Below are 16044 nucleotides of genomic sequence, written 5' to 3' on the forward strand. Positions count from 1 at the left end.
GAAAACGCTGTAAAAAGGGGATTTAATATATGAATTATGAAGATTTTAAAGAAGTAATTCACGGAAGACGAAGTGTTAGAAAGTTTAAAGATCAAGAAGTATCTACTAATGATATAAAAGAAATAATTGATTGTGCGCGTTACGCACCGAGTGATACGAATTCACAAACGTGGGAATTCTTAGTTATCATGAATCGAGAGAAGATTAAAGAAATTGAACAAATGACATGGGATGCATTACATAAACTTGCGGCAAAAGCAGCAGAAAATGGAGAAGAGAAAGCAGGGAAATTACTTACACGTTCTTTCGGACCATATGCAACAGCTTTCTCGGAGGCACCAGTATTAATCGTAAGTTTGGCAACACCATATGAATCAAAGTTCCGTGAAAAGATATTTGATCCAATTGCTTTTGTTCCAGATTCAGTTTGGGAAGAAGAAGGGATTAAGAGTAGCTGTTTAGCGGCACAAAACTTAATGTTAGCTGCACATGCAAAGGGACTTGGTACTTGTCCAATGACAGGGCCAGTATTGCTAGCTCAAGATGAACTGCGCCAATATTTACAAATTGAGCCTGAAAAACAAATAAATATGGTTATTTCACTAGGATTTCCGAAAGATAAGCCAAAAAAACTTCCAAGAAAAGAAGTAGAAGAAATCACAACATTTGTTTTTTAAAGTGCTACATAGAAAAGACATTGGACATATCAATGTCTTTTTATTTTTGAGGGGGTATTATATCGATTTGTTGGGCTAAAATGATAAATAAGAAGGAATTACTATTTATTTCATAAAAAAAATTAATGTTCTATTAAGGAAAGTATGATACATTAATCGTGAGCAAGCTTCTATATGTTCATAAAAGTTTTAAAAGTTGTCTTAAAATTTAAAAGTTATTTTTGTATAATAAATTATAATCAAATGACAGGGGGGATGAATTTTGAAAAAATTCATAATCACTGGATTGTCTGTATTGTTATTAGTAGGTTGCGGTGCTCCACAGGAAAAAGAGAACGCGCAATCAAAACAGGAAGAACAAGTTGTAAACGCAAGTGATGAGAATATGGTTGTATTTCCTGAAGGTGCAATGTCAATTGGAGAAGGGAAAGTAAAAGTTATTACTCCAGATGGTACTTCTGAAAATGGCAATATACCGACTGTATTCATTAAAAAGGATACTTTAATTCAGCAAGTTGAATTAGAACTTTCTAATTTTCAAAGTGATAAAGAAACCTTCATATTTGTAGATCAAATGTATACAGATAGACATCAAGTAACTAGTACAACGCAGACAACAGTACAATTAAAAGAAAAGACGCTTGAAACAGGTAGTCATACGATTACTGCAGTTCAGTATGAAAACAATGACCCGAAAGGAAAGGTTATTAGTTTTAATCAAGCAACATTTGAGACAAAGCCTGCGTCTTAATAAGAATAAAAAGTACATTACTTAAAAAAGTAGTGTGCTTTTTTATTTGGACTAGAGTGTGCAAGAGTGAATAACTTGTTTCGTTTTCTAATACGATTAAATAGGAAGAAATCACTTGCTACTACTATGACAGAGAAAGAGGTTGAAGATGTGAATCGGTGTATTCGTATCGTCTTGATTAGTATAATGATGGCAGTAATTTGGTTTACGATACAAGAGGTGATTCAAATTACGTTTAATTACCAAATTCATGACTTAGTAATAGGAGCTAGTTGTTTTACCATTGTGTATCTATTATATCCCGCATTAATGGGCAGTAAGACCTCGCCTTAAAAATCGGTATATGTGAGGAGATTAGGTGGGAGATCAACTGTCCGATTGGTTTAACTAATAATCATTGGAGATGAACAAACTCTCCAATGATTAAAGTTTCACTTTATGATAAACTCGAATTAAGGTGAGTTTTACAAGAAAAATGTAGGTATTTCATTTGAAATGTCGAATAGTACATACGATGTCGTAATAACAAATTTTCTATTGTTTACTGTGAAACAGAAGAAGGAGAGATAGTAGTTATGAAACGAGCTCTTATTAATATTGATTATACATATGATTTTGTAGCGGAAAAAGGTGCTTTAACTTGCGGAAAACCAGGTCAAGAAATTGAGAAGGAAATTGTACATATAACGACGCAATATATTGAAAATGGAGATTACGTTGTCTTTGCGATTGATAAACATGAAAAAAATGATGTATATCATCCAGAATCAAAATTATTCCCACCCCATAATATAGCTGGTACAAGTGGAAGAGATTTGTTTGGGGAATTACAAGATGTATACGAAACATATAAAAATGCTGAAAATGTATATTACATGGATAAAACACGATATAGTGCATTTGCAGGAACCGACTTAGAAATGAAGTTAAGAGAAAGAGGAATAGAAGAAGTTCATCTTGTAGGTGTTTGTACTGATATTTGTGTTCTTCACACAGCAGTAGACGCTTATAATAAAGGATTTAAAATTGTTGTTTATGAAAAGGCAGTTGCATCTTTTAATGCGCAAGGGCATGAATTTGCACTTGGACATTTTAAATCTTGTTTACATGCAGAAGTGAAATAAAAGAGGCCTTTAAAAAGGTCTCTTTTTTGCGTTTAAACTGAGACGACATTTTGTTCAATTAATTTTTTTATGAATGGGCTAATATTTTGTGGTAGCTCATTTAAATTAAAAAATTGTACATGTAATGATTCGACTCCATCAGCTTTTAGCAAGCCACCTGTAATATCTTTGCAAAGGTAAGCAATTGTTATAGGGTAAAATTCATCTCCGTTCGTTAATTTCACAAAAAATTATTTACCTGAAAATACAGTTACTAGCTGAAGTGTACCAATTTCGATTCCGGTTTCTTCAAGTACTTCTCGTTTTCCAGCTGCTTCTATAGATTCACCAAGTTCTACAAAACCTCCTGGAACGCCCCACATGCCATTTCGCCTTTGTTGTAGTTAGTATTTGTCCTTGTTCATTGAAAACAGCTACCGCAACGCCTGCTAAATTAAGCGGTCTTGATCCAACAACGTCTCTTAGTTCTTCAATATATCCCATTGCTTGCAACCTCCGTGAGTAATAATATTTTCAAATGAACTATTCGATATTATGTAAATGTTTTCCTTTTATTTGGATGGGTAGTGTAGTCTTAAAGTAAAGTCATAAAAAAATTCAATTGTCAGCTCCCTTTAGGTTATGAAAAAGGGTATATTTATAGAAGAATGTCTAATGAATTTTAAAAATATAGCAGCTTTGTATAGAATTTTTATTAGTTAAGGAAGTGGATGAATGAGCTTATTAACGTATACTGAAGAATTTTTTAATTATGTAAGGGAGTTTTTACTTTTAAGATTTTTACTATTTGCTTTAGTTTTAATCATTATTTCATTTGTAATAAATCGTATTATTGATTGGTTTTTTAGGAAATCAAGCTTTTTTGATGAAGAGGTAGAGCAGACGATTCAAAGTGTAATTCGATCTATTTTTAGATATATCATTATCATCAGTCTTATCATATATTTAATTAGCCAATTTGTAGATATAAAAAGTATTATTGCAGGTGCAGGGATAGCTGGAGTTGTCATCGGTTTTGCAGCACAACAGATGCTAAAAGATGTTATATTAGGCTTTGCAAGATTAGCGGACAAAGAGTTCCGAGTTGGTGATTTTGTAACTTTTAACGGAACAAATTCAGGAACTATTGAAGAGATTAGTATTCGTTTTATGCAAATACGTGAATGGTCAGGAAAACTACTTACCATCCCGCACGGAGAGATTAGAACGATACAAAATTTTAATAAAGGATGGATGCGTGTAATTGAACGCATCACGGTAAGTTATCAGGAAGATCCAACAAGAGTGAAGGAATTGTTAGAAGAAGTATGTGTTATATGCAATGAAAAATTGAATCAAACTCTTTATAGAGTAGAGGATGACGCTGTTGAACCATTTAAATACGTCGGTGTTACAGACTTAAATCCTAACTTGAAATATGTTGGCTATGAATTTTGTATTACAGGTTTAATAAAGCCAGAAGATTATTTTGAAACTTCTAGACAAGTAAGATTTGAATTAATGTCTATGTTTCATAAGAATCAAGTGCAAATGCCAGCAGCGAATATGGTTGTTACTACTGAAGGTTTACAGCATATCCATGGTGGACAATCTTTATCGGAAAGCTAAAGTAGAATCGTTTGTTAACAAAAATTCTGATTCCAACATTGGATAGAATAACAATAATAAAATGATTGATATAAAGAAAGGGCTGAAGGGATTCGGTTCTTTTTTTATTTATAGAATTTAGAAATTTCTTAATGTTATAATTGTAGTTGGTGATGAGAATGAACTTTGAAGAAAAAGAGATGCATCGTTTAGAAGCATTAAAAGAAATTGCTGAATTATTAAATGAAGCAACAAACTTACAGGATATGTTAGAAAAAGTGTTGCATACATTGTTACAAGTAATGAATTTACAAACAGGGTGGATATTCTTTATTGATGAAAGTGGAAAGCATAGCATGCTTGTAGACGAAAATTTACCAGAGGCTCTTACGTGGCAAGAGAAGAAGCCGATGTGTGAAGGAAACTGTTGGTGTGTAGAACGTTTTGTGAATGGGAGATTAGAAAAAGCGACTAATATTATTGAATGTAAGCGAATAGAAGATGCAATTGAATGTAATTGGGGAGAGACAGAAGATGTTACGCATCATGCGACAATTCCGCTTAGGTCTGGATCTGAAAAATTTGGTCTACTAAATGTGGCTGCGCCTCATAAGACTCATTTTTCAGAGGAAGAGTTAGCATTATTAGAATCAATTGCATTTCAAATTGGAACAACAATACAACGTATTCAGTTAGTTGAGAAAGAACGTAAATATGTAGTGGTAGCGGAAAGAAATCGACTTGCACGTGATTTACATGATTCAGTAAAACAATTGTTATTTTCTATTATGCTAACAGCGAAAGGTACTTTGAATATGACGCAAGATAGAGAATTGCAAGAGATGTTAAGTTATATTGGAGAATTATCACAAGAAGCATTACAAGAGATGACTCTATTAATTTGGCAATTAAGACCTGAAGGATTAGAGAAAGGGTTAGCAGAAGCAATTCAAAATTACGGGAAGTTATTAGGAGTTCAAGTGGAAGTTCGAATTGATGGGATGGTTTCAATTGGGGATGAAATAGAAGAAGTTTTATGGCGTATTAGCCAAGAGGCGCTACATAATTGTAAAAAGCATGCTTCGTGTGAAAAGGTACATGTTCTTTTGAAAATAGAAAATAACCAGTTACATTTTTACATAGAAGATAATGGAATAGGATTTATACAAGAGCAAGTAAGGGAGTCAGCACTTGGCCTGAAAAGTATGAAGGAACGTATTCAGTTAATGAAGGGGTCGTTTCAAATTATAACAGAGCTGAGAAAGGGTACAAAAATAGAAATTCAATTGCCGATTTGAAGGGGAGAATAAGATTGAAGATTAAATTGCTACTAGTTGAGGATCATCATATCGTTCGGAGAGGACTTGTATTCTTTTTGAAAACGAGAGAAGAATTTGAAATTATTGGGGAAGCGGATAATGGCGAAGAGGCATTACATTTCGTGCAAAAAGAAAGACCGGATGTCGTACTAATGGATGTATCGATGCCGAAAATGGATGGAATTGAGGCAACAAAACGTCTAAAGCAATACGATGAGACGATAAAGGTACTTATATTAAGTAGTTTTTCAGAGCAAGATTATGTTATACCAGCACTTGAAGCTGGAGCAGATGGTTATCAATTAAAAGAAGTACAACCTGAGCAACTTGTCGCTTCTATTATTGCAGTACATCAAGGAAATGCGAATTTTCACCCGAAAGTAACACCTGCATTAATGGGGCGTACCGCAGTAAAGAAGGAAATAGAAAATCTTTTTTCAATGTTAACGAAAAGAGAGCAAGAGGTACTTCGCGAAATTGCGAAAGGAAGAAGCAACAAGGAGATTGCAGCAGAACTTCATATTACAGAACAAACTGTGAAAACACACGTTTCAAACGTTTTAGCTAAATTGGAAGTGGATGATCGTACGCAAGCCGCATTATACGCAGTGAAACATGGGGAGGATTATTCATAAGCATGAATAATTCTGTTATATCGTATGACAGAATACATAGGAGCAATTAAAATTTATAGTAATCCCTAATATAGGTTTTTCTTCTTTCAATAATTAGGTACAATAAAGTTAAACTAATCGGTTTTTACAGGATAAAGCTACGATAGAAGAGGAGGATATGCTATGCCTGGTACAAGGAGTGGGATTGGAAAGATTCAGGCTTCGTTAAATGGTTTATCACCGAAATTGCGAAGTATTGCCGAACATATTTTGAAACATCCACAAGATGTTGTACATAAATCTATTACAGAATTAGCTGAAGTTACGAGTAGTTCCGAAGCGACGATATTCCGCTTATGTAAACACCTTGGTTTGCAAGGTTTTCAAGATTTAAAGATTACATTAGCTCGTGAAATTGTACATACACCGATGCAAAATATTCATGAAGAGGTATCAGCAGAAGATAGTATGGTAACTGTTGCTAAAAAAGTTTTTCATTCGCATATTACAGGACTGCAAGATACTTTACATTTGCTAAATGAAACAGCACTTGAGCAGGCTGTACGAGCTTTGCAAGAAGCAAGTCGAATTGAGTTTTATGGAAATGGTGGCTCTGGTATTATTGCGATGGATGCGTATCATAAGTTTATGAGAACGGGTATTTCTTGTATCGCTCATACTGATTCGCATTTTCAAATTATGGGAGCAGGTTTACTCTCGGAAAATTCAGTTGTTATTGGCATTTCTCATTCTGGTAGCAATAAAGGATTACTTGAAGCGTTAGAAGTAGCGAAAGCAAGAGGGGCCAAAATTATTGCGATTACGAGCTATAAGAAATCAGCATTAAGTCAACTTGCTGATATTACGTTATATACATCAACACGTGAGACTGAGTTCCGCACAGAAGCAAGTTCATCACGATTAGCACAGTTAAGCTTATTAGATACTTTGTATGTAGGGTTGTCGTTGCAGCGACAAGAGGAAACGCTAAAAAATTTACAAAGTATACGTGAAACGATTTCGATGAAGCGAATATAAAAAAAGCTCTTCAAATGAAGTGCTTTCAGACTGTAGACAAACTATTTTTGGAGAGTTCAAATGCTAAAAAAAATAGTTTGTCTCTTGTTTTATTGATAATTTATCCAATTATATTTATATATAGTGATTATTATATTGAAATTTGCTATAGGCGAGGAAGGTGTCTTATGAAAATATCTGTTTATGTTGCAAGTGCATTTAGCAAGGATCATAAAGGCGGAAATAAAGCGGGAGTGGTATTTATTGAGAATACATTGACCACTACTCAAAAAATGGAAATAGCCAAACAACTGGGCTATGCGGAAACCGCATTTATATCAGAATCTGAAATTGCTGATTATAAATTTGAGTATTTTACACCAAAAGAAGAAGTTGATTTATGTGGTCATGCCACAATCGGATCTTTCACGATACTGATGCATTTAAATGAAAATTTCAAGAATCGCTATACGATTGAAACGAACAGCGGTGTTCTTACTATTACTATAAAAGATGACATCATATTCATGGAACAAAACAAACCGATATTCTATGATGTTGTATCTCCAAACGAGTTCATCGACTGTTTTGACATTAAAGATATAGACAATAATTACCCAATTCAAATTGTCTCCACGGGCTTAAAAGATATTTTAATTCCTATAAAAAGCGAAACACAATTACATGCGCTACAACCTAATTTTGAAAAAATTAAAGAAATCAGCAAGTATTATAATGTTGTCGGGATGCATCTATATACTTTTAATGACAATCGAATTATATGCAGAAATTTTGCTCCACTATACGACATTAATGAAGAAGCAGCGACTCGAACTTCAAACGGTGCATTAGCTTGCTACCTTTATGAACAGCACTACTTGCAAAAAGAAGTCTATGTATTTGAACAAGGTTATTCATTACACTTGCCTTCTGAAATATTAGTTAAATTAGCAACCAATAGCAAAAATAAAATAGAAAAAGTTTATGTTGGCGGTAAAGGCTATTACTGTGAAACTAAGTGTTTAAATATAGAAAATATTGAGTGAAGAGCTTTTTTATCGATGAGAAGTTTGTTACTTTATTTTCTTTTAGAAATGTATGACTTACTTATAGTCAGTGATAAACTCTCATTTTTAAAAATTTAAAATAAAGACCGATTTGTGTAATAATTCAAATATTGTTCATAATTTCACAAGCTGTTTATGAAGTGTCATGTTATGATGAAGATGTAATGATGATTGAACACTTAAATTTGGTACAATAACTAGCCAAAGTAGTGAGGAAAGTAGTTGTGAGATAAACTCATTAAAACGCTAAAACACTAAAGGGGAGATCACATATGAAAGCAGTAGTGGTTAATAAAAACAGCAAAGCAAACATCGAAGTGATTGAAAAAGAATTACGTCCGTTACGCTCAGGCGAAGCGTTAGTAGATGTAGAGTATTGTGGAGTTTGCCACACTGATTTACACGTTGCGAATCATGATTTTGGTAACACTGATGGCCGTATTCTTGGTCATGAGGGTGTAGGTATTGTTACGAAAATAGCTGATGATGTTAATTCGCTAAAGATAGGTGACCGTGTAAGTATTGCATGGATGTTCCAATCTTGTGGACGTTGTGAATATTGCGTAACTGGTAGAGAAACATTTTGCCGTGAAGTTAAAAACGCAGGTTATTCAGTAGATGGTGGTATGGCTGAACAATGTATCGTTACTGCTGATTATGCGGTAAAAGTACCAGAAGGATTAGATCCTGCTCAAGCATCATCAATTACATGTGCTGGTGTAACTACATATAAAGCTATTAAAGTATCAGATATTAAACCTGGTCAACCTATTGTAATCTATGGCTGCGGTGGATTAGGTAACTTAGCTATCCAATATGCTAAAAATGTATTTGGTGCAAAGGTAATCGCAGTAGACATTAATGACGACAAATTAGCCTTAGCGAAAGAAGTTGGTGCTGATATGACTATCAATCCAATTTCTCAAGGTCCTGCTGATAAAATTGTTCAAGAGGAGCTTGGTGGCGCTTATGCTGCGGTAGTAACAGCAGTCTCTAAAGTAGCCTTTAACTCAGCAGTTGATGCAGTACGTGCTTGCGGTAAAGTAGTTGCAGTAGGGCTACCAGTAGAAACAATGGACTTAAACATCCCGCGACTTGTACTGGATGGAATTGAAGTAGTTGGTTCTCTAGTGGGTACTCGTAAAGATTTGGAAGAGGCGTTTATGTTTGGGGCAGAAGGAAAAGTAGTGCCGGTTGTTCAAACTTGTTCGCTAGATAAAGTACAAAATGTATTCGAAGAAATGGAACAAGGTAGAATTCAAGGGCGTATGGTAATTGATTTTAAAAAACATAATTGTGATTGCAAATAATTCACTTTAAATATAAAAAGCATGAGTCTAGCAAAGGACATGTAAAAAAGTTAGACAGCATAAGAAGATGATTCCTGTATTTAATAGGGATCATCTTCTTTATTTTCTACTAATATCGATGCCAATTAATACTTGATTAATGAGAAATGATTAAAGGTTTACTTTATTTGCAAACGAAAAGGAATCTTTATGTTTAACAAATTTTTTATGATCTGGAACGTTTTGAATTGCTACAATTTGCGAATCTCTTGCTTTCAGTGCATCTTGAATCCCGATGGTCATAAGCTTAATAAATAGAATCGTAATAAAGAATGAAGCGAGAGTATAAAAAATAATCCACCATGAAAGATTCATTTCATTACGATTTAATCCAATAAGACCTGCCCAATCATTAGATAGAGAAACAGGTTTGAGCACTCCGTCATAGAGTTCACGCATTTGTATGCCGCCAATTACAATGTTAAGCAACGCTAAATGGATAACGAGTATGAGTGTTTGGACGATATGTTCCATAAATAATACAAATAAGCGGTCAAGTAATAAGACTCGTAAGTGTTTTTTAATAATATGAAAACGACTAGCCCCCAGTAATTGTGAACTTAAGATGTAATCTTGTTTCATAAATTCATCAACCTCTGAGGATATGTATAAAGAAAGTGTAGGCAGAGCGACGAAAATAAGTACGAGTACTTGATAAAACGTAAATGAAATATTTGGATCTACCCCATCAGCATTTGATGTGATTATAATATTAACGGGCGTGATGAGTATGAATGCGATAAATAGAGTTGGAATATAATAAAAAACTTCTGAGCATGACTGGAAAAATCTCTTGAGTTTTGGAGCATATAAACTTAAGAGGATTCCTATACATGTTCCGCATAAAATTCGAAAGAAGCTAATTGCTACGGCTAATAAAATAGTGAATTTTGCTCCTTCTACAATTTGTAAGAAAACAGACTCTCCAAAACGATCAGATCCAAAAGGTGGAATTAACGATGGCGGAAAGGGGGCCTTTCCAAGTAATTCGTTATTGTCATTGTAAAGTAACTGAGGAGGTTTTGGGATGTTATCTTTAAAGAACCAACTATAAATAAAACTAGCTGAAATAAGTATGAATAGATAAGTAAAGCCGATTAAAAAGCGTTTTGATTTCCAAATAGATTTCATAATGATACTCCTTTCAATTGCTTTTTCCATCTATTCATCATGAATGAGACTATTTGGAAAATGGCATAAAACGGTAAAATAATCATAACAAGTATGATAAATGCAGCGGGAGGTGAAACAAACGCCTTATTAAATAGAAATTGAATAATGCCTTCCATATTAAAAACAAATTCTAAAATGAATAAATTAGAAAGTAAGAAAACAAAAATCGTTTTTAAATGGTGAAAGAAGTGGATAGATATATTTTTGAATAAATGAATGCAGAGTATATAACTTGATGAAAGGCCTTTTCCATATGCAACCTCTACGTAATGTTTTCCTTCTTCTTCTTTTATGTATAACACCATCATCCGAAACATTTGTAATGTAGGTAAGACAGCTAATGATAAAATAGGGAGTAAATAAGCTCGATTTTCATTAAAAGAAATAATAGTGACAGGAGATTCCCCGAATTTTTGAAGTACCCATATGAAGAATATTTGCAAACAAATCATCATCATCATATCAGGGACAGCTTCTAATATGAAAACAATTCGGTTTATCCATTTTTTTATATAATCTTTCGCTAAAAAATAAAAAAATGCCATGCTAGATGATAGAAAGAGAGCAAGAAAAAAGGCTAAAAATAATATAGTGAATGAATATAGGTAAGGTTCTAAAACAGTTGGAAATAATGATGTTTTTTTGAAATGGCCAAACTTCGGGTCTGATCCTATAATCACTAATGATTCAGGGGAGAAGACCTGTTTTAACATGGTAACGATCTGATTAAAAAAATAAATTGGTTGAAAGGTAAACCCTTGTTGAGTGATAAATAAATAAGGTAAATTTAATAATAGTAAGAGTGATAAAAGAATTGATGAAAGCTTAATTGTGAATTGAGATATTTTATTTAACATTAAATCCCTCCGACATCTTTTTACAACATTATACAATAAATTCTACATTATTGTTTTATTTTTCTGAAAAATAAAAATACTATTAAATTTTATAGTATGTAAGATATATTTACAAGATAAAAAAGTGATAGCAGGGGGGCCGCGCTCTATGTTTATCAAGATAAAAGGACTAGTGAATCTAAAGCAATAAACAAGAGCAAAATGCACAGAATTCTCATTCTGCGGGTAGTTACTTTTCTTGGCTTGATGGTTATGTAACGTGATCCCTAAAAATGAATATTGCTTTTCAACGCTTTTTCATGCAAATGAGTAGAACGTATGGAGGACTATGTATGTGTTGTTAATGAGAGGAAAGAGTGTATTGCGTAAAGAATATAACGTAATTTTACCGCACGGAAAAGCTAAATTTAGTATATAAGTGAAATGGAATGAGGGGATTTACTTTTTGTTGTGAAAAAAATTTTCTTTTTATAAATTGATAAATGAAAAAATATTTTATATACTAATTCATGTAAACGGTTTACTAAATCGTATTTTGCTAGAAATGAAGGGAAGATTCGCATGGAAACAAGGGGGAGAGTAATCGGGATTGATATCGGTACCACAAGTACAAAAACGGTTGTGTTCACAGAAAAAGGAAAAGTCATTGCATCACATGCAATCGATTACCCAATTATTCAACCGAATGTAGGATGGGCTGAGCAAGATCCTGATGTAATATGTGCCGCTGTATACAAAAGTGTAAGCGTTGCCATTGAAAAAGGTAATGTATTACCAGAAGATATTTCTTCAATCGGTATTAGTACAGCTATGCACGCATTAATTGCAGTAGATGAAAATGGTGCGCCATTAACGCGTTCTATCATTTGGGCAGATAATCGAAGTACGAAGCAATCAGAAAAATTATTACAACAAATGAATGGGCATGAAATTTATAGACGTACAGGTACACCGATTCATCCGATGTCACCACTTTCTAAATTGTTATGGATGAAAGAAGAGGAACCAGAGTTATATACAAGTGCCTATAAATTCATTTCCATTAAAGAGTATGTGATTTACCAATTATTTTCACGCTACGTAGTTGATTATTCGATTGCTTCTGCTACAGGGTTATTTAATTTAGAAACATTAAACTGGGATAAAGATGTTTTGACTATGTTACATATGTCACCAGAACAATTATCAAGCCCTGTACCCACTACATATATTTTATCAGGTATGAAGCCAGAATTAGCACAGAAGATGGGGATAAGTGCAGAAACACCAATTGTCATCGGAGCAAGTGATGGGGTTCTTGCAAATGTAGGAGTTGGTGCGATATCACCGGGTGCGGCTGCAATTACGATTGGAACGAGTGGTGCGGTTCGAACAATCTCATCAAATATAAATACAGATGAGAAAGGGAGAACGTTTTGTTACGCATTAACAGATGAGCACTGGGTAATCGGTGGTCCAACGAATAACGGCGGAATATTACTGAGATGGTTACGTGATGAATTTGGTAGTCCAGAGCAAGAAGTAGCAAGAAAGCTCGGCATTGATCCTTATGATTTATTAATTAAATATGCAGAAAGCGTACCAGCTGGAGCGGATGGGCTATTGTTCTTACCTTTCTTATCTGGAGAACGCGCACCTTACTGGAATGCAAACGCTCGTGGTACATTCTTTGGAATCAATCTTCAACATAAACGAGAACATTTTATACGTGCAGTGATGGAAGGTGTTTGTATGAGTGTATATTCAGTAGCACTCGCAATCAGGGATTGTACAGGGCCACTTACTGAAATACGAGTTTCAGGAGGGTTTGCAAAATCTGCATTTTGGAGACAAATGTTGTCCGATATGATGGGAAAAGAATTGTTTGTACCTGAAAGTCATGAAGCATCTGCGCTTGGGGCAGCGGCAGTTGCTTTATATGCTGTAGGAAAAATTGATTCTCTTGAAGAGGTAAAGGATTGGATTGATATTGTCCATCACCATGTACCGAATAAAGAAAATACGGCTATATATTTAGAAATGTTTTATATGTATGAACGACTTTACAATCGCTTGAAAGAAGAATTTGATTGTATAGCTGCTTTCCAACGTAAACAATAGGGGGATTGGGAGAAATGGTAGTTGGGATCGTACTAGCGGCAGTTGTCATACTACTTTTACTTATTACGGTAGTAAAATGACATCCATTTGTCGCATTAATTTTAACAGCAATTGGTGTAGGTTTAGCAATGGGAATGCCTTTAATTGGAACTTCACCAAAAGATCCAGGGATTATTGATTCTATTAAACTAGGGCTTGGTAATACGTTAGGCTTTTTAGCGATAGTTTTAGCACTAGGAACGATGCTTGGAAAAATGATGGCCGAATCTGGCGGTGCTGAACGTATCGCTAACACATTAATTAATCGTTTTGGGAAGAAACGAGTTCACTGGGCGATGATGTTCGTTGCATTTTTAGTAGGGATTCCGGTATTTTTCCAAGTTGGATTCGTCCTATTAATTCCGTTAGTATTTACAATTGCGTTAGAAACTGGGGTATCACTTATTACAATCGGTATTCCGCTAGTAGCAGGACTGTCAGTCGTACACGGACTTGTCCCACCGCATCCAGCGGCAATGGCGGCAGTGGGTATTTTTAAAGCAGATGTAGGGAAGACAATTTTATATGCGTTAATTGTCGGACTTCCAACTGCAATTATTTCAGGTCCACTTTACGGGAAATGGATTGGTGCTCGTATACATAAGGAAGTACCATTAGATATAGCGGAGCAATTTATTGAAAGAGATAAGAAGAAAGAACTTCCTAGCTTCGGAAATACATTGTTTACTATTTTACTTCCAGTATTTCTTATGCTTGGTGCATCCATTGCTGAAGTAGCGTTACATAAAACGAGTCAACTTGCACAAGTGTTACACTTTATTGGAGATCCAATAGTCGCTTTATTAATTGCAACGATTTATTCTTTCTTTAGCCTTGGTTATGCAAAAGGATTTTCTAAAGATAAAGTATTACAATTTACAAATGATTGCCTTGGGCCAATTGCAAACATACTGTTAGTAATTGGTGCTGGTGGTGCATTTAATAAGGTATTATTAGATTCTGGAATTGGTACTACAATTGCTGAAATGGCGAAAGAATCACATATTTCACCAATATTACTTGGATGGGGAATTGCTGCACTTATCCGAGTTGCGACAGGATCGGCAACTGTTTCTATGATGACAGCAGCTGGTATTGTTGCGCCGATTGCAGCAAGTACACCAGGTGTAAATGTTGAATTATTAGCACTTGCAACAGGTGCAGGGTCATTAATTTTATCACACGTGAATGATTCAGGATTTTGGATGATTAAAGAGTATTTCGGAATGACTGTGAAAGAAACGTTATTAACATGGACTGCAATGGAGACTATATTATCTGTAGTAGCACTTGGGCTAATTTCGATATTAAATATATTTGTATAGAATAGGAGATTGATTAATATGAAACTAGGATTAATTGGATTAGGAAAAATGGGATTCCCATTAGCTGAACACTTACATGAAGACAAGCATGAAGTAGTTGTATACGATGTAAATAAAGAGCTTGTAGAAAAGGCAGGAAAACTAGGAATTACTGCACGTCATACATTAAAAGAAATGATCGCTGAATTAGAAGCTCCTCGTACGATCTGGGTAATGGTGCCTGCAGGAGAAGTTGTAGAGTCAGTATTAAAAGATGTGTATCCGTTATTAGATGAAGGTGATATCGTTATTGAAGGTGGAAATTCATTCTATAAAGATACGTTACGCCGTGCTGAAGAAGCAAAAAGCTTCGGATTACATTATGTAGATATCGGTACATCTGGCGGTGTAGAAGGAGCTAGATCCGGTGCTTGTTTAATGGTTGGTGGAGAAAAAGAAATTTACGACCAATTAGAACCTTTATTTAAAGATTTAGCAGTAGAAAATGGCTATTCTTATGCTGGCCGCGTTGGTAGTGGTCATTTCTTAAAAATGGTTCATAACGGTATTGAATACGGCATGATGCAAGCAATTGCTGAAGGATTTGAAGTACTAGATAAGAGTGACTTTGATTTCAATTATGAAGATGTTGCAAAAGTATGGGCGAACGGATCAGTAATCCGCGGTTGGTTAATGGACTTAACTGAAAAAGCATTTGCAGATGATCCTAAACTTGATGGCATTAAAGGTGTAATGAACTCTTCAGGAGAAGGGAAATGGACTGTTGAAACTGCGCTTGAGTTACAAGCAGCGGCACCAGTAATCGCGATGTCATTATTTATGCGCTATCGTTCTCAGGAAGATGATACATTCCATGGAAAAGTAGTTTCAGCACTACGTAATCAGTTCGGTGGACATGAAGTTGTAAAAAAATAAGGATGTTTTTGAAAAGAAACTTGTGCATAAGCGCAAGTTTCTTTTTTATAGTTTAAGAACCTGTTTAGAATCTATGGTATAATCTGTACAAAAAAGGATATTTTCTATGATACATAATTATACAAGTAAC

General features: G+C 34.5%; 14 protein-coding genes and 2 pseudogenes. 13 read left to right on the plus strand and 3 right to left on the minus strand.

Annotated elements, in window-relative coordinates; all coding sequences use genetic code 11:
• The first annotated feature begins 29 nt into the window (after positions 1-29).
• From ACQRBL_RS10790 to ACQRBL_RS10805, 4 genes are all read left to right on the plus strand, one after another.
• Positions 30-677, plus strand: coding sequence for a nitroreductase family protein (locus tag ACQRBL_RS10790; protein ID WP_411996417.1), 648 nt, complete (start codon positions 30-32; stop codon positions 675-677).
• Between the two features lie 262 nt (positions 678-939).
• Complete coding sequence (locus ACQRBL_RS10795; protein ID WP_411996416.1) at positions 940-1428, plus strand: hypothetical protein; 489 nt, start codon at positions 940-942, stop codon at positions 1426-1428.
• A gap of 66 nt (positions 1429-1494) precedes the next feature.
• Positions 1495-1761, plus strand: coding sequence for a hypothetical protein (locus tag ACQRBL_RS10800; RefSeq protein ID WP_033667345.1), 267 nt, complete (start codon positions 1495-1497; stop codon positions 1759-1761).
• A 242-nt stretch (positions 1762-2003) separates the two neighbouring features.
• Positions 2004-2552, plus strand: a complete 549-nt coding sequence (locus ACQRBL_RS10805) for a cysteine hydrolase family protein (protein WP_000816771.1) — start codon at positions 2004-2006, stop codon at positions 2550-2552.
• A gap of 32 nt (positions 2553-2584) precedes the next feature.
• Here ACQRBL_RS10805 and ACQRBL_RS10810 read toward each other — a convergent pair.
• Positions 2585-3035, minus strand: a pseudogene (locus ACQRBL_RS10810) (NUDIX hydrolase).
• 231 nt (positions 3036-3266) lie between these two features.
• Between ACQRBL_RS10810 and ACQRBL_RS10815 the strand changes: the two are divergent.
• The 6 genes from ACQRBL_RS10815 (at position 3267) to adhP (ending at position 9466) form a co-directional block, all read left to right on the plus strand.
• On the plus strand, positions 3267-4160 hold the full coding sequence (locus ACQRBL_RS10815; protein WP_000055430.1) for a mechanosensitive ion channel family protein: 894 nt from the start codon (positions 3267-3269) through the stop codon (positions 4158-4160).
• Between the two features lie 179 nt (positions 4161-4339).
• A complete protein-coding gene (casK, locus tag ACQRBL_RS10820) occupies positions 4340-5437 on the plus strand; it encodes a two-component system sensor histidine kinase CasK (RefSeq protein ID WP_170925745.1) in 1098 nt (365 codons plus the stop codon).
• Positions 5438-5451: 14 nt separating this feature from the next.
• Complete coding sequence (gene casR, locus ACQRBL_RS10825; RefSeq protein ID WP_411996415.1) at positions 5452-6093, plus strand: two-component system response regulator CasR; 642 nt, start codon at positions 5452-5454, stop codon at positions 6091-6093.
• 162 nt (positions 6094-6255) lie between these two features.
• Positions 6256-7110 carry a MurR/RpiR family transcriptional regulator gene (locus tag ACQRBL_RS10830; RefSeq protein WP_001119652.1) on the plus strand — a complete coding sequence of 285 codons (855 nt, stop codon included), beginning with the start codon at positions 6256-6258 and terminating at the stop codon, positions 7108-7110.
• A gap of 167 nt (positions 7111-7277) precedes the next feature.
• On the plus strand, positions 7278-8135 hold the full coding sequence (locus tag ACQRBL_RS10835; protein WP_411996414.1) for a PhzF family phenazine biosynthesis protein: 858 nt from the start codon (positions 7278-7280) through the stop codon (positions 8133-8135).
• A gap of 293 nt (positions 8136-8428) precedes the next feature.
• Entirely contained in the window at positions 8429-9466 is a 1038-nt protein-coding gene (adhP, locus tag ACQRBL_RS10840; protein WP_000649129.1) for an alcohol dehydrogenase AdhP, read from the plus strand.
• Positions 9467-9616: 150 nt separating this feature from the next.
• Here adhP and ACQRBL_RS10845 read toward each other — a convergent pair whose 3' ends face one another.
• Positions 9617-10636, minus strand: a complete 1020-nt coding sequence (locus tag ACQRBL_RS10845; RefSeq protein ID WP_000836572.1) for an ABC transporter permease — start codon at positions 10634-10636, stop codon at positions 9617-9619.
• Positions 10633-11535 (minus strand): ABC transporter permease subunit, encoded by a 903-nt coding sequence (locus ACQRBL_RS10850; protein WP_411996413.1) that lies wholly within the window; start codon positions 11533-11535, stop codon positions 10633-10635. Before ACQRBL_RS10850 ends, ACQRBL_RS10845 begins: the two co-directional genes overlap by 4 nt.
• Before the next feature lie 561 nt (positions 11536-12096).
• On the opposite strand from ACQRBL_RS10850, the gene gntK reads away from it, so the two are divergent.
• The 3 genes and pseudogenes from gntK (at position 12097) to gnd (ending at position 15914) form a co-directional block, all read left to right on the plus strand.
• Positions 12097-13635: a gluconokinase gene (gntK, locus tag ACQRBL_RS10855; RefSeq protein WP_411996412.1), complete on the plus strand. Its 1539-nt coding sequence runs from the start codon at positions 12097-12099 to the stop codon at positions 13633-13635.
• A gap of 14 nt (positions 13636-13649) precedes the next feature.
• Positions 13650-14999: pseudogene (locus ACQRBL_RS10860) on the plus strand (GntP family permease).
• Between the two features lie 18 nt (positions 15000-15017).
• Positions 15018-15914 (plus strand): phosphogluconate dehydrogenase (NAD(+)-dependent, decarboxylating), encoded by an 897-nt coding sequence (gene gnd / locus ACQRBL_RS10865; protein WP_411996411.1) that lies wholly within the window; start codon positions 15018-15020, stop codon positions 15912-15914.
• Positions 15915-16044 lie beyond the last annotated feature (130 nt).

The organism is Bacillus sp. AF62 (assembly GCF_050312695.1).
In the GTDB taxonomy this organism is placed as follows: domain Bacteria; phylum Bacillota; class Bacilli; order Bacillales; family Bacillaceae_G; genus Bacillus_A; species Bacillus_A cereus.

Coding starts and splice junctions, on each gene's coding strand:
- ACQRBL_RS10790 (WP_411996417.1), top strand. CDS start 30: ATGAATTATGAAGATTTTAAAGAAGTAATTCACGGAAGACGAAGTGTT.
- ACQRBL_RS10805 (WP_000816771.1), top strand. CDS start 2,004: ATGAAACGAGCTCTTATTAATATTGATTATACATATGATTTTGTAGCG.
- ACQRBL_RS10815 (WP_000055430.1), top strand. CDS start 3,267: ATGAGCTTATTAACGTATACTGAAGAATTTTTTAATTATGTAAGGGAG.
- casK (WP_170925745.1), top strand. CDS start 4,340: ATGCATCGTTTAGAAGCATTAAAAGAAATTGCTGAATTATTAAATGAA.
- ACQRBL_RS10830 (WP_001119652.1), top strand. CDS start 6,256: ATGCCTGGTACAAGGAGTGGGATTGGAAAGATTCAGGCTTCGTTAAAT.
- ACQRBL_RS10835 (WP_411996414.1), top strand. CDS start 7,278: ATGAAAATATCTGTTTATGTTGCAAGTGCATTTAGCAAGGATCATAAA.
- adhP (WP_000649129.1), top strand. CDS start 8,429: ATGAAAGCAGTAGTGGTTAATAAAAACAGCAAAGCAAACATCGAAGTG.
- ACQRBL_RS10845 (WP_000836572.1), bottom strand. CDS start 10,636: ATGAAATCTATTTGGAAATCAAAACGCTTTTTAATCGGCTTTACTTAT.
- ACQRBL_RS10850 (WP_411996413.1), bottom strand. CDS start 11,535: ATGTTAAATAAAATATCTCAATTCACAATTAAGCTTTCATCAATTCTT.
- gntK (WP_411996412.1), top strand. CDS start 12,097: ATGGAAACAAGGGGGAGAGTAATCGGGATTGATATCGGTACCACAAGT.
- gnd (WP_411996411.1), top strand. CDS start 15,018: ATGAAACTAGGATTAATTGGATTAGGAAAAATGGGATTCCCATTAGCT.